15 protein-coding genes are annotated in these 18,851 nt (G+C 65.7%); 5 read left to right on the top strand and 10 right to left on the bottom strand.

Annotated elements, in window-relative coordinates; translation table 11 throughout:
- Positions 1 to 44 precede the first annotated feature (44 nt).
- The 5 genes from D7S86_RS23455 to D7S86_RS23435 all read right to left on the bottom strand — a co-directional run bounded on the left by D7S86_RS23455 (position 45) and on the right by D7S86_RS23435 (position 5,815).
- On the bottom strand, positions 45 to 236 hold the full coding sequence (locus tag D7S86_RS23455) for a hypothetical protein (protein ID WP_121089934.1): 192 nt from the start codon (positions 234 to 236) through the stop codon (positions 45 to 47).
- Positions 233 to 1,426, bottom strand: coding sequence for a PepSY-associated TM helix domain-containing protein (locus D7S86_RS23450; RefSeq protein ID WP_121089932.1), 1,194 nt, complete (start codon positions 1,424 to 1,426; stop codon positions 233 to 235). Before D7S86_RS23450 ends, D7S86_RS23455 begins: the two co-directional genes overlap by 4 nt.
- Positions 1,427 to 1,637: 211 nt before the next feature.
- A complete protein-coding gene (locus D7S86_RS23445) occupies positions 1,638 to 4,091 on the bottom strand; it encodes a TonB-dependent siderophore receptor (RefSeq protein WP_158602065.1) in 2,454 nt (817 codons plus the stop codon).
- Positions 4,092 to 4,310: 219 nt separating this feature from the next.
- The gene (locus D7S86_RS23440) at positions 4,311 to 5,297 is read right to left on the bottom strand and encodes a FecR domain-containing protein (protein WP_240648382.1); all 987 of its coding nucleotides are present in this window, start codon (positions 5,295 to 5,297) and stop codon (positions 4,311 to 4,313) included.
- Between the two features lie 11 nt (positions 5,298 to 5,308).
- The gene (locus D7S86_RS23435) at positions 5,309 to 5,815 is read right to left on the bottom strand and encodes a sigma-70 family RNA polymerase sigma factor (protein WP_121089928.1); all 507 of its coding nucleotides are present in this window, start codon (positions 5,813 to 5,815) and stop codon (positions 5,309 to 5,311) included.
- Positions 5,816 to 5,896: 81 nt separating this feature from the next.
- On the opposite strand from D7S86_RS23435, the gene D7S86_RS29625 reads away from it, so the two are divergent.
- From D7S86_RS29625 to D7S86_RS23415, 5 genes are all read left to right on the top strand, one after another.
- Positions 5,897 to 6,043 (top strand): hypothetical protein, encoded by a 147-nt coding sequence (locus D7S86_RS29625; RefSeq protein ID WP_158602064.1) that lies wholly within the window; start codon positions 5,897 to 5,899, stop codon positions 6,041 to 6,043.
- Between the two features lie 181 nt (positions 6,044 to 6,224).
- Positions 6,225 to 6,779 carry an RNA polymerase sigma factor gene (locus D7S86_RS23430; protein WP_205962881.1) on the top strand — a complete coding sequence of 185 codons (555 nt, stop codon included), beginning with the start codon at positions 6,225 to 6,227 and terminating at the stop codon, positions 6,777 to 6,779.
- An 88-nt stretch (positions 6,780 to 6,867) separates the two neighbouring features.
- A complete protein-coding gene (locus D7S86_RS23425) occupies positions 6,868 to 8,013 on the top strand; it encodes a FecR family protein (RefSeq protein ID WP_121089925.1) in 1,146 nt (381 codons plus the stop codon).
- A 327-nt stretch (positions 8,014 to 8,340) separates the two neighbouring features.
- Complete coding sequence (locus tag D7S86_RS23420) at positions 8,341 to 10,680, top strand: TonB-dependent siderophore receptor (protein ID WP_121089922.1); 2,340 nt, start codon at positions 8,341 to 8,343, stop codon at positions 10,678 to 10,680.
- A gap of 187 nt (positions 10,681 to 10,867) precedes the next feature.
- A complete protein-coding gene (locus D7S86_RS23415; RefSeq protein ID WP_338069195.1) occupies positions 10,868 to 11,104 on the top strand; it encodes a hypothetical protein in 237 nt (78 codons plus the stop codon).
- Positions 11,105 to 11,292: 188 nt separating this feature from the next.
- Here the strand turns inward: D7S86_RS23415 and D7S86_RS23410 are convergent, their stop codons facing one another.
- From D7S86_RS23410 to D7S86_RS23390, 5 genes are all read right to left on the bottom strand, one after another.
- Positions 11,293 to 12,762, bottom strand: a complete 1,470-nt coding sequence (locus D7S86_RS23410) for an efflux transporter outer membrane subunit (protein WP_121089918.1) — start codon at positions 12,760 to 12,762, stop codon at positions 11,293 to 11,295.
- 8 nt (positions 12,763 to 12,770) lie between these two features.
- Positions 12,771 to 14,858 (bottom strand): MacB family efflux pump subunit, encoded by a 2,088-nt coding sequence (locus D7S86_RS23405; RefSeq protein WP_121089916.1) that lies wholly within the window; start codon positions 14,856 to 14,858, stop codon positions 12,771 to 12,773.
- Between the two features lie 8 nt (positions 14,859 to 14,866).
- A complete protein-coding gene (locus tag D7S86_RS23400; RefSeq protein WP_121089914.1) occupies positions 14,867 to 16,072 on the bottom strand; it encodes an efflux RND transporter periplasmic adaptor subunit in 1,206 nt (401 codons plus the stop codon).
- A 394-nt stretch (positions 16,073 to 16,466) separates the two neighbouring features.
- Complete coding sequence (locus D7S86_RS23395) at positions 16,467 to 17,870, bottom strand: NAD-dependent succinate-semialdehyde dehydrogenase (protein WP_121089911.1); 1,404 nt, start codon at positions 17,868 to 17,870, stop codon at positions 16,467 to 16,469.
- A 94-nt stretch (positions 17,871 to 17,964) separates the two neighbouring features.
- Positions 17,965 to 18,774 (bottom strand): helix-turn-helix transcriptional regulator, encoded by an 810-nt coding sequence (locus D7S86_RS23390; RefSeq protein ID WP_121089909.1) that lies wholly within the window; start codon positions 18,772 to 18,774, stop codon positions 17,965 to 17,967.
- Positions 18,775 to 18,851 lie beyond the last annotated feature (77 nt).

Genomic DNA, 18,851 nt, shown 5'->3' with positions numbered 1-18,851 from the left:
TCCCGAGGACAAAGGGTGCGGCGGGGGAATGGATATCGCGTGCGTCATTCGCGCGCGAAACACGCGTAGCGGATCATCACGACAATCGGCGTCGCGAGGCATGCCCACGCATACCCGCGCCATCCCAGGCCATTGCCGAGCAGGGCCGCGAGCAATCCGGTGCATGTCAGGAAAGCGAGGACCAGCGGGATGCGCCAGATCGGACGCGCGGGCTTGGATTCATGCGATGCATTCATGACTGCGCCTCGGTCGAAGGGTGTGCGGCCGCGGCGCGAGCGCGTGGGGCTTCATGCTGTTCGAGCGCGTCGATACGCGCGGCCATCGCCTTGCGTCGCGCGAACCACAGATACAAGCCGCTGCCCAGCACGACGAGCGTCACCGCGTCGAAGCATGCCCAGAGGATCTTGAGCGGCACTCCGCCGTAATCGCCGAAATGCAGCGGACGCGAGACTTCGAGCGCGCGCAGATACCACGGCATCTCGACGACTTGAGTCAGTTGCCCGGTGCGCGCGTCGACGAGGATCGGACTGAACAGCCGCGACGTGATCGTCGAACTGCCCTTTGCCCAGAGCAGGTAATGCCAGGGGCTGCCGTTTTTCTGCGTCGGGTAGCCGATGCCGGTAATCGTCATATTCGGCACCGCGCGTTGTGCGACCTCGTATGCGTGCTGGACCGATACGAGTTCGTCCGCACGCGGCGGCGAGGCGCCCTGGTAGCGCGACAGCATGGCCTTGACGTCCGTTTGCTGCCAGATCGCGAACAGCGGCGTCGATAGCTCGTTCATGACGCCCGTCGCGCCGACGACGAATACCCAGGCCGCCGTCGCGATGCCGAGCAGATTATGCAGATCGAGCCATTTGATGCGCGTCGAGCGGTCTGCGCGCACCGTGCCGAAATCGAGTTTCTTCATGAAGGGCGCATACAGCACGACGCCCGAGACGATTGCCGCGACGAACAGCAAACCCATGAGTCCGAGAAACAGTTCGCCCGGCAAACCGGCGAACAGATCGCGGTGCAGTCGAAGCATGAGGCTCAGGAAATCGAGGCGTTTTGCACCGAGCGGCGGCGACTGTTCGAGCATTTGACCGGTGCGGGCGTCGAAGCGGATGTAATGCCGCGCCGTCGGGACGGCATCCCAATCGTTCCAGGTCGGCGCCATCCAGACATAGACCTGCGGCTCGTCGTCGTCGACGAAAAGCGTGGCGACGATGTCGTGCGGGTACATCGCGCGCGATGTCGCCACGAGGCGGTCGAGACTCGCGGGCGGCGTGCCGGCCGGCACCGTCGCATAGGTATGCGGCGTGAGCCAATCGGAGATCTCGTCGGAAAACAGCAAGGGCAGTCCTGTCAGGCAAATGATGAACAGGAACAGCGTGCAGATCAGACTCGTCCACCGATGCACGAACGCCCAACTTCGAATCGACATAGTCGCTACCCGATGATTTTTTCTTCAAAACGGCCGCGCCGAGCCACGGACCGCGCGATCTGAAGCGGTCATGTTTTCGCTCTCGCGAATCGGCGCCAGCCGGATTGTAATGGAGCCAAGCGTCCGCGATGTGTAAAAGGCCACGGTAAAAACGTGGCCATCGCGTGCCCGTCGATCGGTTCGACAATGACGCAAAAGCAGACGCGATCCTTTACATCGTCGCGCGCAGCGTAAAGAGCACCTTGACGGGATCGCCGTAGTAGGTGCCGATGCCGCCCGTCGTCAGCGATGAAATGTACTTGCGATCGAACACATTCGTCACGAGCAGCGACGCATTCAGATGTTTGTTGATCTGATACCCGACCGACAGATCGAGCGTCGCATAGCCGCCGGCCACGAGTGTGCCGCTGGGCAGCGTGTTGTTCGACAGAAACCCGCTCGAGTCCTTGTAGAACGTCCTGCTCTGAACGTAGGTCGCGCCGCCGACCGTCCAGCGACGCAGCTCGCCCGGCAACGTATAGCTCGTCCAAAGCTTGAACACATGCTTGGGCGCGACGACCGAAAACGATTGGTGCGCGGTAAAGCTGTCGTCGTAGTTGCGCCAGTCCGTATACGTGTAGCCCGCGCCGATTTTCCAATCGTCGGTCAGCTTGCCCGTCGCGCGCAGATCGACGCCTTGCGATTGGGCTTCGCCGGCGGCGATGTAATAGCCCGTGTTGATCGGATCGCTCTCGGCGCGATTCTTTTCCCGGATATGGAAGAGCGCGATGTTCGTGGTCAGCAGGCCGTCGAGAAATTCCGCCTTTTCGCCGACCTCGAACTGGTTGCCTTCGAGCGGCTTGATGACCTGCCCGGAGACGGTCTCGTCGCCCGCTTGCGGCTGGAAAATCGAGGCGTAGCTCGCGTAAAGCGTGTGCTGATCGTTGATGTCGTAGATCAGGCCGACCATCGGACTGAACTTGGCCGTCACATGATCGCGCGTCGCGACGTTGCCGAAGTAGTTGTCGTTCGGATCCGCGCTCGGTGTCGAGTCGCTGCTCCACCAGGTCACCCGGCCGCCGAGCACGAGCGTCAACGGATCGGCCAGACTGAAGCGCGCATTGCCGTAGAAGCCGAACTGCGTCGAGTCCGTCGTCACGTCGTTTTGCGGCCCCCCGGCGAAATCGTTCGAATAGGCGCTGTTATCCGTGAGCGGCGCATAGAGATCGCCCTCGAAATCGAGCCCGGAGTCCGGGTTGATGAGGAACTGGTTCGTCACGTCGTTCGTATGCAGATAGCTCGCGCCGATCGTCAGATGATGCGTGCGTCCGAACAGCGCGAAGGGCCCGGTCGCATAGACGTCGAGCGCATTCTGCGTATTGGCGTCCTGCGTATTCACGCTGTAGTGCTGGGCTTGATCGAGCGCGACGTCGTTGGTGAACAGCGCACCCGTCAAGACGTCGGTCGTCGTGCGCATGAAGTTGTACGAGAGCTTCGCGGTCCAGCCGCCTTCGAGTTTCTGCTCGACTTCGGCGAATGCGTTCGTGCGCTGCGTCGAGAACCAGTTCCAGTCGGGCCCGAGATATGTCGAACGCGAGACGTCGGGTGTCGTGTAGTCGGTGTTGTTCGGCAAGCCGTACATCAGCTTGCCGTAGATATCGGTGTAGCTCGCGCCGACGCGCACGAGCGTCGTCGGCGTGATGTCGGCTTCGAGCGTGCCGTAGAACTGCTGGTTGCGCAGCCAGGTCGTGTCCTGCATTTCGTGCTGGTATTGCTCGTCGACGACGACGCGCCCGCGCAGCGTCCCCGCGGCGTTCAGCGGACCGCCGATATCGGCCTGGACGTCGCCGTTCGAATACGTGCCGGCCGATATCTGTGCCGATGCCTCGAACTGTTCGGGCGCGCGCTTGCGGACCAGATTCATGATGCCGCCCTCGCCGCCGAAGCCGTTCAGAATGCCGGCGGGCCCGTACAGGACTTCGACGCGGTCATAGGCCGCGAGCCCTTCGGTCGGTCCGGAGATGCCGCTTGTGACGATGCCCGTCGGCACGCCGTCGAACTGGATCGTGCTGATCGGAAAGCCGCGGCTGTAATAGCTCGAGAAGCCCGGTTGATTGACTTCGGTCGTCACGCCCGGCGCGTAACGCATCGCGTCGTCGACAGTGCGCATGGCCAGCGCTTGAATCTGGTCCTGCGTCACGACGCTGACCGTCTGCGGGATGTCGCGGGCGGATAGCGCTTCCTTCGAGCCGACGGTCGTCGGGGGATTGAGCGACTTTGCCGCGTCGTTGGCGGCCGTCACGACCACGGGCGCGAGCGTTTCCGTCACCGACCCCGCGCCGTTCGCGTCCGTGTCCTTGACACGCCGCAGCGACCACATGCCGTTGCCTTTCGCGTCGAGCGCATAACCGCTGCCGCGCAACAGCGTGCGGAATCCTTCGTCCACGGAGTAGGGACCATTGAGACCGTCGCTCCTCAAGCCCGCGAGCGTGGCCGGGTCGAATGACAGCGGCGTGTGCGTGAGCGCCGCGAACTGGGCAAGCACATCGGCGAGCGGACCCGGTGCGATCGCATAGTGCGCGCGTGCGCCCGTATCGGCGCCGGCCGTCTGCGCCTGCGCGACGCCGACCGGATGGATCGCGGCGATCGCCAAGGCCAAAAACAGCGAGCGCGCGGCAAAGGCCATGGGATGCGTCTTCGGCGCTTTGGCCATCGAAGCGCGAGACGCGATGCGTCGGAGGGAGCGGGTGTTCGAGTCGATACCCTCGGGGCCGATGAGCGGCATGCGGTGTCCTTTTTCGTGAGCGAGTGCGGTGAGCCTGGATCTGCGCCTCAGGGGGCGTCTGATAGGTCTACCGAACGAAACGAAAAAAAGTGTCACGCCGTCATGCCGTTTTTCGCGCGGTCACCGCGCGTCGACGAACTGCCAGTAGTGCGTCAGCGAAGTGATTTTGATGGGGAGCGTTTTCGCGAGCAGGTCGAGACTCGCGTCGGTATCGTCGATCGGGAACGCGCCCGACACGCGCAGATTCGCCACGCTCGACGCGCAGTGAATCGCGCCCGCGCGATATCGGCTGAGTTCGTCGAGCACGTCGGCCAGGCGCTGGTCGTTCGCGACGTACATGCCGCGTTCCCAGAGCGCGGCGGAGGCCGAAGCGGGGTGCGGGGCCGAGACCGCCGTCGACGAAAAGTCGGCCTGCATGCCGGTGTCGATCACACGTTGCGCGCCGCCGTCGAGCGGGCGGACGGCGACGCGTCCTTCGAAGACGCTGACGCGCGCGTGTTCGCCGATCAGTCGCACGGTGTAGCGCGTGCCGAGCGCTTGCGCGTCGCCCTGCGGCGTTTCGACGATAAACGGACGGTAGCGCGCAGCCTGCGTGTCGGGGCCGGTTGTCGCGAGGAGCTCGCCCTCGATCAGGCGTAGACGGCGTTCGGTCGACGAGAAACGCACGTCGACGGCGCTGCGCGTATTGAGGACGAGCTGCGTGCCGTCGGCGAGGGTCACGGTCTTGCGTTCGCCGGTCGCCGTCCGGATATCGGCGTTCCAGTCTCGCCATGCCGCGGTTCGTCCGACGAGCCAGGCGGTTGGCGCCATGAGCGCCACCATCCCGAGTCCGCGCACGACGGTGCGCCGACGTCCGCTTGGCAATTGCCGAATCGCGACCGATCCGATCGGCGCCGGCACATTCGCGAACATGTCGAGCACGCGCTGAGCGCGGTCCCATGCTTGCGCATGCTCGGGACTCCGCGTACGCCACGCGTCGAGCGCGGCTTGATCCGCTTCGCTGAATCCGCCCGCTTGCATGCGTACGAGCCAGTCCGCCGCCTCGGTCAACAGCTCGGACTCGGAGCGGGGCGCGGTCGATGCGTGCGTCACGGCGGCGGGTGGCACGATCAAGACGCTCAGATCGCCTGCATGCAGGCGACGAACGCGGTCTGCATATGGCGCTTGACGGTCGACAACGACAGGCCGAGCCGGTCGGCGATCTCCGCATAGGTCAGGCCGTCGAGTTGCGAGAGCAGGAAGACCTCGCGCGTGACCGAGCGCATTTGATCGAGCATCGCCTGGATGCGAAACAGCGATTCGAAGATCAGCGCGCGGACTTCGGGCGAGGGCACGCTCGGCTCGGGCAGGTGCGCGATGGCGGCCAGATACGCGCGCTCGACTTCCCGGCGTCGCCAGTGGTCGATGACCAATCCGTTCGCGATATGCGTGAGCAGCGCGCGCGGCTCGCCTTCGATCGGCGCCGAGCGGCGCCCGGTCATCACGCGCACGAAGGTGTCCTGCGCGAGATCGGCCGCGTCGAATGCGTCGCCGACCCGCTTGCGAAGCCAGCCGGTCAGCCAGCGATGATGATCGCGATAGAGGGCCAAGACCTCGGCATGCGCGTCGAGTCGAGCCGCGCTCATTTCGCCACCTGCACGGTTTTCGCCCCTGTCGAGAAATAATGTAATTAAGAATCGTTCGCGTTTATACAGCGCGAAATCGATTTGCGCAAGCCATCGCTCGGCAATGTGACGTTGCTGTCGCTGTTCGACGACGATGCCGCGCGCGCCCGGCGAGGCGACTGGGGCGAGCGGGGCGCGAGCGGTGTGCTCGGATTCCGCCGCGGCGTGCGTCCAATACGCGACACATGACACCGCGCTGCACCGACGCGGTTGTGCCGCCGGTTTAAATTAGGTTATAAACGAGACTTATTCGCATTGATTGCGCCGCCCGATGGGGCGGGCGCGCACTGCGTTCACGTTGGCTCGAAAGCATCCGGCCGGGTCCGATCCCCGCCGTCGTCCCGAGCCTTTCCGTTCTCGCCGATACATTGTGGTCGCCCGCTACTACCGCGAACTCCTGAACTTCATTTCCAAGACGAGCAAGGATCGGGACGCCGCGGCCGACATCGTTCAGGAAAGTTACGCTAGAGTGCTGGCTGCGCAGCAATCGGGTTCGACGATCCTCGAGCCGCGCGCCTTGCTCTATCGGACGGCGCGCAATCTCCAGATCGATGCGTATCGCCGCAGCGAAGCGCGGGGCGATCACGCCGAGCTGGCCGACGTTGAAGCGGCCGAGCCGCTCGCGTTGCGCGCGGCGCCGATATTCGAGCCTGAAGTCGCGGCGTCCTCGAACGAACACGTGCAGGCGATCCTGGCCGCGATCGGCGCGCTGCCGCTGCGGTGTCGCGAAGCCTTCATCCTGCATAAATTCGATGGCTTGCCTCAGGCCGAAGTCGCGCGGCGCATGGGGATTTCGCCCAAGACCGTTGAAGAACACATCAGAAAAGCGATGACCGCTTGCCGGCAGTGCAAGGACGCCCTCGATCGGGCCTCCGGCCTCGATGGCCTTGACGGTCGCGCATCGCCCCCATCCTCCTCCTTATGAAAACAGCGCGTTTTTTCTGTACCGAGCCAGGGTTAGCGGGGTCTCGTGCGTCTTCATGGGTGCACCCCTCTACTCCGACCGCCAAGCAATGAGTCTGCCGTCCTCCGCGAGTTCACCCGCCCGCGACATCGATCAGCAGGCGCTGGACTGGTTCGTGCGTCGCGGCCGAGGCCTGAGCGTCGCCGAAGCGGCCCGGTTCGAGGCATGGCTGGCCGCCGATCCGGCGAACGCGGACGCGCTCGCGCGCTGGGAGTCGGACTGGACCGCGCTCGACGCACTGCCCGAAGCGGGCATCGCCGCGCTCAAGCGCGAGCTCGCCGCGCAGCAGGCGCGCGAAGCGGCGGGTGATGCCGCGGGCGCGGTCGGTGAGGCGCGCGGGTCACGCGCGGCGCGACCGGGGTTCTGGGCACGCTGGACCTCGCGTCGGTCGACCGCCGATGCGCGCGTTCGCGCATACCGGCCCAGGCTTGCCCTGATCGGCGCCGCGCTGGCGATGAGCGCGGCCGTCAGCGTCGGCTGGTGGACCTGGGAGCGGCCGACCTATGTGCAGAGCTTCGCGACGGCGCGCGGCGGCGAACTCGATGTCCGCTTGCCCGACGGCAGCCGGCTCAAACTCGACACGGCCACGCATCTGAGCGTCGCCTTTCGGCGCGGGCGCCGCGAGGTGCGTCTGGCCGACGGCCAAGCGTACTTCGAAGTCGAACACGACGGTTCGCGTCCTTTCGACGTCTTCGCGGGCGCCTCGCGCATGACCGATCTCGGCACGCGCTTTTCGGTGCGCTATACGCCGGGCATTCCGGGCAACGGCGACGTGCAGGTCGCGGTCGAGCAGGGCAGCGTGCGCGTCGGTCACGTCCCGGGTGCCGACCCGATCGCGCGCGTGCTCGCGGGCGAGGACGCGGAGGCCGTGATCTTGACGGCCGGTCAGCAGGTCAGTTGCGATCCGGCAGGCGCGATCGGGACCGTGACCGCGCTCGAACCGAGCGCGTTCGCGATCTGGCGCGACGGACGCGTGAGCTTCGACGACACGCCGCTGAGCCAGGCGCTCGCCGAGTTCGAGCGGTATGGCCCGACGCATCTCGCGCTCGCCGGCCCGGACGTGGCCGCGCTTCGGATCACGGGCACGTTCAATCCGCGCCATATCGAGAACTTCATGCGCGTGCTGCCCAAGGTCCAGCACGTCGTGCTTCAGCCGCACGGCGAGACGACGGACATCGCGTTGTCCCCGCGCTGAGCGCAAGCGGGGTGATAAGCGTAGCGGTCGCGAGAACAGATTCTTCGGATGCGGCTCGCCGTGAGCCCGTGCACGCGGGCGTCCCCGCACTGAATGCAATCCGGGCGGCGCGCGTGTCCGTTGCGACGACAGACGCCTCGAACACGCCGCGCCGTGCCGCCGCAGGCATCGCGTTGTAGCCGTATGGCATGCGGTCCGCGTGACAGCACCTGACTGCGTGCCCGGCCGCGTAAAAAAATTATTTTCAAGACCCCGGGATCGGAACCTGACGTGCGTCTACATGAGAAGAATTCTTATTTTCATTCTTTTCTCTTGGAGAGTGCTTAGATGGTTCGCCCCCGTTTTCGACCCGCCCCGTTGGCGCTGGCCCTCGCGCTTGCGTGCGCCAGCCTGAGCGTCCAGGCCCAGGATTCCACCGCGGGCGTGACGCTCAGCATCGCGGCGCAGCCGCTCGCGCAGGCGCTCAACGACTGGGCGAGGCAGACCAGTATCGAACTCATGGTCGAGCCGTCGCTCGTCGCGGGGAAGACCGCGCCCGCGGTGTCGGGCCGTCTGACGCCGAAGCAGGCGCTCGATCGCCTGTTGGCCGGCAGCGGACTGGTCGGCGAAATCACGGGCACCGCGGCGGTCGTGCGTCTCGCGGGGACGCCGCTCGAAACGCTGCCGACCGTCGCCGTCACGTCCGAGCGCGACAGCGACGCGACCACCGAAGGCTCGGGCTCCTATGCCTCGAAAGCCGCGACGATCACAGGAAAGACACCGGAGAAACTGCAGGAGATTCCGAATTCCATCTCCGTGATCACGCGTCAGCGCATGGACGACCAGAACATGGCGACGCTCCAAGACGCGCTTCAATACGCGACGGGCGTCAAAGCGGTGTCCTATGGCGACTCGGCCTACTACACGGCGCGCGGCTATAACCTCGGCATCGAGTACAACGGGGTGTCCGTCATGAACGGCATCCAGTACCAGCCGCAGCTCGATCTCGCGTTCTACGACCGCGTCGAAGTCTTCCGGGGCCCGCTGGGCGTCATCGACGGCGCCGGCAATCCGGGCGGCACGGTCAATCTGGTCCGCAAGGAGCCGCTCGATACCTTCCATGTGTCGACGGAAACGCAGCTCTCGTCATTCGGCGGGGCGCGGCAGGTCGTCGACGTGACGGGGCCGTTGAACAAGGACGGCACGTTGCGCGGACGCGCGGTCATCGTGGGTTCGGACGAGCATCAATCGATCGATCGCTACCGGAAGAAAGAGGCGGGCTTCTACGGCATCCTCGAATACGACATCGATCCGCGTACGACGCTGTCGTTTTCCGTGGCTCACCAGGTCAATGCGGATTCGGACTATGACTATGGCGTCGGCAAGTCGTCCTTGGGCGGATTTCTGCCGAGCTCGTTCACGCAGAATTTCAGCCCGAGCTGGAACTACACGCGCAACATCCTCAACGAAGCGAACCTGAATCTCACGCACCGCTTCGAAAACGGCTGGACCTCGTCGACGACCTTGCTCTACCGGTATTACGGCTATCACGCGGAAGATGCCTATCCGTTCGGCGCGACGGGCAGCGATCCGTACTTGCAGGACTTCTATGCCGAGAAGCAGCAAGGCACTTACAACTCGTTCTCGGCCGATACGAACATCTCGGGTCCGGTCCATCTGTTCGGCCGCGATCATACGTTGACGTTCGGCGCGAGCTACACCCAGGTCAACGAAGCGTTCGAGTTCGGCGGCGAGGATCTCGGCACCTGGAACGTGCTCGATCCGACGGCCATTCCTCACCCGGTGCTGTCGCTGACGTCGAGCAGCAAAAGCGACTACCAGCAAGGAGGCGTCTACGGGCAAGCGAAGATTCGCGTGACCGACCCGTTGACGGTGATCCTCGGCGGCCGCGAGGTCTGGTATCAGGAAAAAGACCAGTCGGGCGGCGACTGGACGGTCGGGACGCAGTTGAACGGCAAGTTTGTTCCTTACGCGGGTCTCGTCTACGACATCGTTCCGACGCTGTCGGCCTACACGAGTTATTCCGAGGTCTTCGCGCCGCAAACGGGCACGACCGTCACGGGCCAGGGCATCGCGCCCGCCTCGGGCAAGCAGTACGAGGTCGGTCTCAAGGGGACGTTCCTCGACGGCAAGCTCAATGCGAACGTCGCCGCATTCCGCATCGATAACGATCACTATGAGCTCGGCGACCCCGTCAATCCGGACTTCTATGTCGATGCCGGCAAGGTGCGCAGTCAGGGATTCGAAGCCGAGGTGACCGGCGAGCCGCTGCCGAACTGGAATGTGTACGCGGGGTACACGATGCTCGATACGCGCTATCTGTCGGGCGGCGATTCGACGGGGCAGTCGTACGACCTCGAGGAACCGCATAGCCTGTTCAAGCTCTGGACCAGCTATCGCATCCAGCAAGGCATGCTGCACGGACTGCTGATCGGCGGCGGCATGCTCGCCCAGAGCCAGACGGGGCGTATCGACGCGAGCTATATGCAAGGCGGTCTCGCGATCTATAACGCGCAGGTCGGCTATCAGTTCAACAAGCACGTGACGTCGTCGCTGACGCTCAATAACATCTTCGATCGGATGTATTACTCGCGCGTGCCCGGTACGTACTTCGGGCAGTTCGGCGACCGGCGAAACGTGATGTTGACGGTTCGAACCGATTTCTGACGGCGCATCGTCGGCACGCTTGAACGCCTAAGCGCCGTAACACCGCAAGACCGCGTGACCGCAAGACCGGATCGCCGGATCGCCGGATCGCCGGATCGCCGGATCGTCAGATGGCCGGAACGTGGGGCCATCTGACGATCGGATCGGCGGTCCGGCGTCGATCCGAATCACCCTTCGAGGGATGTCGATGCTCACACACGTTTATTGGTTTCCCGCGAAGACCTCGGGTTGGGGATGGGGCATCCCGGTTCGATGGGAGGGCTGGGCCGTGCTTGCCGTCTACGTGATGTTGCTCGTCGCCGCAGGCGCGGTGTTTCGGCCCGATCGGCATCGCGTCCGTTTTCTGCTGTCGGTCGTGGTCATCAGCGCCGCGTTGGTGGCCGTATGCTGGCTCACCGGCGAGCCGCCGCACTGGCGGTCGTGAAAGGCGATCGCGTGCGCCTCATCATGCGAATTTAGACGTCGATAAGAACGCGGGCGCAGAGGGGCGTGCGTCAGCGGCGGCATTCGATCGAGCGGACTCGGAAATCCAACGCCCCGTGTTCGCTTATGACGTGCCCGCTCACGACCCCGGGTCATGACATCTGTTCTGACGCCCGTCACGACCCCTGCTCACGACGCGCGATCGCGATCCGAAGCGCCGTCCGCCGGCGCCTGCCAACCGCCGCCGAGCGCCTGAAACAGCGACACGTCGGCCTGCAGACGTTCCTGCTTGAGCTGAGCCCAAAGATCCTGCGCATCGAAGAGCGTTTGCTGAGCGTCGAGGACGGTGAGCATCGTCTCGGCGCCGGCGCGATACCGCGATAAGGCGAGCGTTTCGGCGCGTTGTGCCTGAGCGAGGACTTCGCGTTGCGCATCGAGTTGCGCGTCGACGCCGCCGATCGCGTTGAGCGCCTTGTCGACGTCGCCGAACGCCGTGACGATCGACGCGCGGTAATTCGCCAGCGTTTCTTCACGCTCGGCGATCGCGAGATCGCGCTGCGCGCGCAGGCGGCCGCCGTCGAAGATCGGTGCCGTCAGTCCCGCCGCGAGCGTATAGAGCGGCGCGTCGAACAGGCCGTGCACGGTGTCGCTTGCGAATCCGATGCCCGGGCTGAGCGTGATGCTCGGCAGCATTGCCGCGCGCGCCGCCGCGATGTTCGCGTCGGCCGCCGACAACTGCGCTTCCGCGCGCGCGATATCGGGTCTGCGCACGAGCAGTGCGGAAGGCACGCCTGCATCGATCGAACGCACGCGGATCTGCGCAAGCGAATTGGTTCGCACGATGACGCGTTCGACCGGCACGCCGAGCAGCACCGCGAGCGTGGCTTCGTCGTCGTGCGCGCTTTGACGCAGCGCGGCCGCGCTGCGCTGCTGACTCGCGACGACGCCGCGCTGACGCGCGACGTCGAGCGGCGATGCGGCCCCCGCGCGCGTTTGCGACTCGACGAGCGCAAGCGTGCGCTGCGCGAGTTCGACATTGCGCGACGCGATCGCCGCGCGCTCGTGCAAGGCCACGATCTGCAGCCAAAGCGATGCCGCGGTCGACACCGTAGTCAGTCGAACCGTATCGCGATCGAATACGCTTGCGTCGAAGTCGGCACCCGCCGCGCGGCGCAAGGCGCGGTTCTTGCCCCAGAAGTCGATTTCGTAGCTGGCCGCGAGATTGATCGCGTAGCTGTTGCCGTTGTCGACGGTGATATCGCCCGCGCCGCCGATTTGACGTTGCGCGGTCACGTTCGCGACGAGGTCGGGCCACAGCGCGGCGCCCGCGATGCGCGCCTGAGCGGCCGCCTCGTGTACGCGCGCGATGGCCGCCGCGATGTCGGTGCTGCCGTCGATCGCGCGCTGGACGATCGCGTCGAGTTCTTCGCTGCCGAAGCCGCGCCACCAGTCGGCCGTGACCGCGTCGGGCGTCGCGGCGGCCGCGCAGGGGCTCGCGCCCGCGGCCTGCGTGCCGCATGCGGAATCGTTCGACGGCGCGGTCGTTCGCCACGCCGTGGGGACGAGCGCGTCGACGTCGGGTTTCGACGGAGGGGCCGCGCAACTGCATAGCAGCGCGGCGCAGAACGGTATCGAGAGCGCGTGCAGTTTGTACGTCATATTGGGCCTCATTCGCTCGCGAGCGCGACGACGGGGTCGAGCCGCGCAGCCTGTCTTGCGGGGGCGAATCCAAAGACGAGTCCCGTGGCGAGCGCGCAGGCGAACGCCGCGACGATGCCGCGGACCGAGAAGATGACGGGCGCGTCGAAGAGGATCAGCACCGAACCGATCGCGAGTCCGAGCACCGTGCCGGTCACGCCGCCGACGAGCGACACGAGCATCGCTTCGGTCAGGAACTGCCGGAGAATATCGCGCTGACGCGCGCCGGTCGCCATCCGGATACCGATTTCCCGCGTCCGTTCCTTGACCGTCATGAGCATGATGTTCATGACGCCGATGCCGCCGACGACGAGCGAAACAGCCGCGATGAGGCCGAGCAGCAACGTCAGCGTGCGTTGCGTCTGTTGCTGCGCGCGGACCGCGGCGGCCTGGTCGTAGACGCCGAAATCTTCGATGTGATGCGCCTTCGTCAACGCTTCCTTGATGTGCTGCGTGACCTGCGGCGCGTTATCGAGATCGTCGATGAGCACCGAGATCCACGAAAGATTCGTGTCGCCGATCACGCGCCGGCTGCCGGTCGAGAACGGCGTGAGCACGACGTCGTCGTCGTCCTTGTCGCCCGACACGGCGCCTTTTTCCTCGAGTTCGCCGATGACCTGGAACGGCACGTTGTTGACGAGCACGTAGCGGCCCACCGGATTGGCCTCGCCGAACAGCTTCTCGCGCGCCTTCTTGCCGAGCAGCATCACGGGCGCGAGTTCGCGTTCGTCTTCGTCCGTGAAGAACAGACCGCGCGACGGCTTCCAGTGCAGGATTTCTTCGGCGTCGGTCGTCACGCTCCAGATATGCGTGCGGACGTCCACGTTGCCCGCGCGCACCGTGACGTCGCCGGCCGCGAACGGCATCGCGAGCTTGACATGCGGCACGTCGCGGATGATCGCCACATCGGCGACGGTCAGCGTGCCGCCCGGCTCGCGCGGACTGCTGCTGCCGGGCACGACGTAGATCCGGTTGGTTCCGAACGTCGCCATCTTGGCGATCACCTGTTCCTGCGTACCGAGGCCGATCGCGAGCATCACGATGACCGACGAGACGCCGATCACGATGCCGAGCAGCGTCAGCAAGGTGCGGAAGCGATTGGTCCACATCACATGCCAGGCGGTGCGCATCGCTTCGCGCGCGTCGGCCCACGGCGTGGCGTTGCGCGCGACGCCGGCGGCCATCGCGGCCATGAAATCGCGGGTGTCGCCGAAGAGGGCGGCAGGGCCCGGCGTGGGAGGCTCGGCATCGATATGTGTCGAGCCTGTTTGCGCGATTTCACGAACACGAGCCCGATCGTCTGCCGTCGAAGCGGCCGAAGCCGAAGCCGAAGCTGTCGACGCCGTCGCCGACGCGGCGCTCGATGCCGAGTCCGCGACGATCGCGCCGTCATGGATCTCGACGATGCGACGGGCGCGCGAGGCGACGTCGCGGTCGTGCGTGATGAGGATGACGGCGTGCCCCGCGTCCGCGAGTTCGGTCAGCAGGGCCATGACTTCGGCGCCGCTCTTGCTGTCGAGCGCGCCCGTGGGCTCGTCGGCAAGAATGATGCGCCCGCCGTTCATGAGCGCGCGCGCGATCGACACGCGCTGCTGTTGCCCGCCCGACAACTGGTTCGGCCGATGTTCGAGCCGGTCGCCAAGCCCGAGCCGTTCGAGCAGACGGCGTGCGCGCGCGTCGCGCTGCGGGGCGGGCGTACCCGCGTAGACAGCCGGCATTTCGACGTTGCGCAGCGCGTCGAGCGTGCGGATCAGGTGGTAGCCCTGGAACACGAAGCCGAACGCTTCGCGGCGCAGCCACGCGAGTTCGTCGGCATCGAAGGCGCCGATGTCGCGTCCCGCGAATCGATAGGTGCCCGAGGTCGGCCGGTCGAGGCAGCCAAGGATATGCATGAGCGTCGATTTGCCCGAGCCCGACGTGCCCATGATCGCGACGAATTCGCCCGCGCGGATCGTCAGCGTGAGTCCGTGCAGGACTTCGACCGAAGGACTGTCGCCGCCGCCGTACGACTTGCGGATGTCCTCGAGTTCGATCAGGGGGGCGTTCGGCGCGGTCATGGGCGTGCTTACCACCGGAACTTGCCTTCGCCCGCGCGTTCGGTGCGGATGTCCGTCACGAGCCGATCTCCGCGCGACAGGCCGGACACGACCTCGGCATGCAAACGGTCATGTGTGCCCGTGCGGACCTCGCGCGTTTCGACGCGCTCGCCCACGAGCACTTTCGCGGTATAGCGGTCCGGCTCGCCCGCGACGGCCTCCATCGCAGTCAAGGGGACGACGAGCACGTGCGTCGCGCTCGCCCGTACGAAGAACACCTGCGCGCTCATCTGCGGCATCAGCGCGCCGTCGGCGTTGTCGACGTCGAACAGCACCGTGTAGAGCACGACCTTGCCCGCGCCCTGCGACGGCGCGGCGGTTTGCGTGCCCGACTCGCCCGATTGCGACTGAGACGGCGTGTGCGGCGGCGCGGGCAGAATCTGGCGGACATGAGCCGTCCATCGGCGCGGCACGTCGTTCGTGACATAGCCGAGCGTCGTGAAGTAGACGGGCATGCCGGCGCGGACTTTTCCGATATCGGCTTCCGACACATCGGTCCACACGGTCATCTTCGACAGATCGGCGATGCGCAGGATGTTCGGCGTCTGATACGTCGCGTTGAGCGTTTGCCCTTCGCGCGCGTCGAGCGTGACGACCGTGCCGCCCATCGGCGCGAAGATGCGTGTATAGCCGAGCTGCGCGAGATCGCCGTTGAGCGTCGATCGCGCGCCGTCGATTTGCGCGCCGAGATCGGCGAGGCGCGCGACGGCGACGCGCAATGCGCTGTCGGCGGACTGCACGTCTTCGATACGCGTCGCGCCGTCGGTATTCATCTGGCGTTGCCGATCCGCTTCCTGTTGCGCGAGATCGCGCTGCGCGTGAGCCTGCGCGAGCTGCGCATGCAGGCTGTCGAGCGCGGCGCGGTCCGTATCGACCTTGGCTTGCTGGATCGACGGATCGATCTCGACGAGCAGGTCGCCCTTCTTGACATGACTGCCGGGCGCGACGGCAATGCGGCGGATCGCGCCCGACGCCTGCGCGCCGACGTCGACGTAGCTGAGCGGCTGAAGTGTACCGAGCGCGGTCACGCTTGACTCGATATCGCCGTATTCGATCGGTACCGTATCGATCGTCTGAACCGTGCGCAGCAGCGTCCACCAGAGCAGGGCCAGCACGACCGCAAGGGGAAGCAGGATCGTGATGGCGCGCGAGACTTGGATTCTCCGATTCGTCATGGGTCGTGTGTGGAACGGTCAATGGCAAGCGGATGGCCGCCGATTCGTCTTTGCTCGCCGCGCTCGGCGGTTGCCGAGTCCCTTGTCGGTCGATGCCGAAGGACGCCGCCGCGCGTCGGGCAATGACGAAGCGGGCCGCGTACGCGAGAAATCGACGAAGCTCCGCGAGTCTAACCGGAGAGTGCGGGTTTCGGGGGGGATTAGCCCTTCGCGGAATAAGCATTCCGCGATTCGGCGGCGTGTTGTGATCGGCAGACCGACATCGAGTCGGCGTTCGAGTGGAATCCAAGCGACGTCTGGGTGCGATCGGCCGTTCGTCGCGGTGACGCATGGCGCGTTTTCCGGTGCGGGGTTCGGCGCCGGGCGATCCGGCGCCGGGGTGACGCGCGTCGGCTCAATCGACGGTCTTGGCCCAGACCGCCTGCGCATTGGTGAATTCGCGCAGACCGAAGTGCGACAGTTCGCGGCCGTATCCGCTCTTCTTGACGCCGCCGACGGGAATCCGCGGGTTCGATGCCGGGAAGCCGTTGATGAAGACGCCGCCTGTTTCAAGGCGTCGCGCGATCCGCTGAGCGCGTGCGACATCGCGTGTCCAGAGACTGCCGCCGAGGCCGTAGTCGCTTGCGTTGGCGAGTGCGATCGCATGCTCGGCGGTGTCGGCGACCGTGATCGCGGCGACAGGGCCGAAGGTTTCTTCGTCGAACGCGGCCATGCCGGGGGCAACGTCGGCGAGCACGGTCGGCGCATAGAAATTGCCGGGTCCGTCGATCGGCTCGCCGCCGAGCAGCAGCGTGGCGCCCGCTTCGACCGTCCGTACGACCTGACGATGGAGTTCGTCGCGCAGATCGGCGCGCGCCATCGGGCCGATCGCGGTCGACGGATCGAGCGGATCGCCGGCCTTGAGTCGCTTCGCGGCTTCGACGAACTTGCGCGTGAATGCGTCGGCGACGGATCGCTCGACGATAAAGCGCTTGGCGGCCAGACAGACTTGCCCGGCGTTCTGGAAGCGCGCCTCGATCGCGGCCTTGACGGCGAGATCGATATTGGCGTCGGCGAGCACGATAAAGGCGTCGGCGCCGCCGAGTTCGAGCAGGCTCTTCTTGAGGGCCTTGCCGGCGAGCGCCGCGACTGCTGCGCCGGCGCGCATGCTGCCCGTCAGCGTGACCGCCGCGACGCGCGAATCCTCGATCACCTGCGCGACGGTCTCGTTGTCGGCGTTCAGGTTCACGAACAAGTCCTTCGGGAAACCGGCGGCCTCATAGGCAGCCTGCAGCGCATAGGCCGATCCCATGACGTTGGGCGCGTGCTTGAGGATGAATCCGTTACCCGACAACATGATCGGCGCGGCGGCGCGAATGACTTGCCATAGCGGGAAATTCCACGGCATCACCGCGAGGATCGATCCGATCGGCAGATAGGACACGTAGACATCGTCGTCGCCGTCGACGGGGGCGCGTTCATCGGCGAGGATGGCGGGGCCGTGCTCGGCGATCCAGTCGATCGTCGCCGCGCACTTTTCGACTTCGGCGCGCGCCGCGCCGATCGTCTTGCCCATTTCCGCGGTGATGAGCGCCGCGAGGATTTCGCGCCGGTTTCTCAACGTCGTCGCGAGACGGCGATAGGTCTCGACGCGTTCGGTCATCGGCGTAGCGCGCCAGAGCCGGTAAGCGGCCGCATTGTTGTCGAGCATCCGGTCGACGTCGGCAGGCGTCTGGAACGCGTAGGTCGCGATCAGTTCGCCGGTTGCGGGGTTGCGCGAGATGGCGCCGGGTGCGGCGAGGGGATTCGGGTTCGACATGCTGGCCTCCGTGAGCGTTGAGTGCGCCGCTGAATCCGCGGCATGGACGTCACTGTAGGCAAGCCGAAGACGCTCAAGAAGGCGTCTTGTGATCCTATGAGTCGGAGTCCCTGGCAGACGGTTTGGGGATGTACGTCACGAGCGAGAGGTCGGGCCGGCCCGTGGGCGTGAGCGCCACATAGTGGAACGCGATTGCACCGTTCACGGGATGGCGCAGGCGCTTTTCGCCTTCGTCGAAGCCTTTGACGGAGGTGTCCTGCCACCACGCGCGGAACTCGGGACTCAGTTCGGAGAGCTCGTCGACGAGCGCGTCGAACGGCGCCTTGTCCTGCGCTTGCGCGCGCGACGCGCGAAACGTCGAGATCATGCCGCGCGCCATCTGTTCCCAATCGAGAATCAGCGTGCGATACGGAAGATAGACGAACAGCAGCCGCAGCGTATTGCGCTCGTGCGGTTCGAGCGAGCCGTAATCGACGAACAGATCGGCGATCGGGTCGTTCCACGCGAGGATATCGAGCCGCGTGTTGCGGACATACGCGGGAAACGGAATGCCTCGCACCAGCATGTCGAGCCCCTCGCTGATCGCTTCGCCGACCGCCACGGACCGAAGCGGCTCGCGTGACGAGAGGGCGAACAGATGGTCCGCTTCGACGCGATCGAGCTTGAGCACCTTCGCGATCCGGCGCAGCGCGTCGGCCGAAGGCTGGATGTCGCGGCCTTGTTCGAGCCAGGTGTACCAGCTCACGCTGACGCCCGAGAGCACCGCGACCTCTTCGCGCCGCAGGCCCGGCGTGCGGCGCGGTCCTTCGGGCAGCCCGAATTCGGACGGGACGAGACGCGCGCGCTGACTCGACAGGAATGCGCCCAGTTCGCGTCGTTGTTCAGGAGACGGTCTTCTTGACATGGCGTGTGCTTGGGGCGGGGTGTCGCGGGCTGGCGAGATGTCGTGGATCACGCGCGAGTGTAGCAGGGCGCGTGGTC

This window comes from Pararobbsia silviterrae, assembly GCF_003628125.1.
GTDB classification, from domain to species: domain Bacteria; phylum Pseudomonadota; class Gammaproteobacteria; order Burkholderiales; family Burkholderiaceae; genus Pararobbsia; species Pararobbsia silviterrae.
This window is presented reverse-complemented; position numbering and strand designations above follow the sequence as displayed.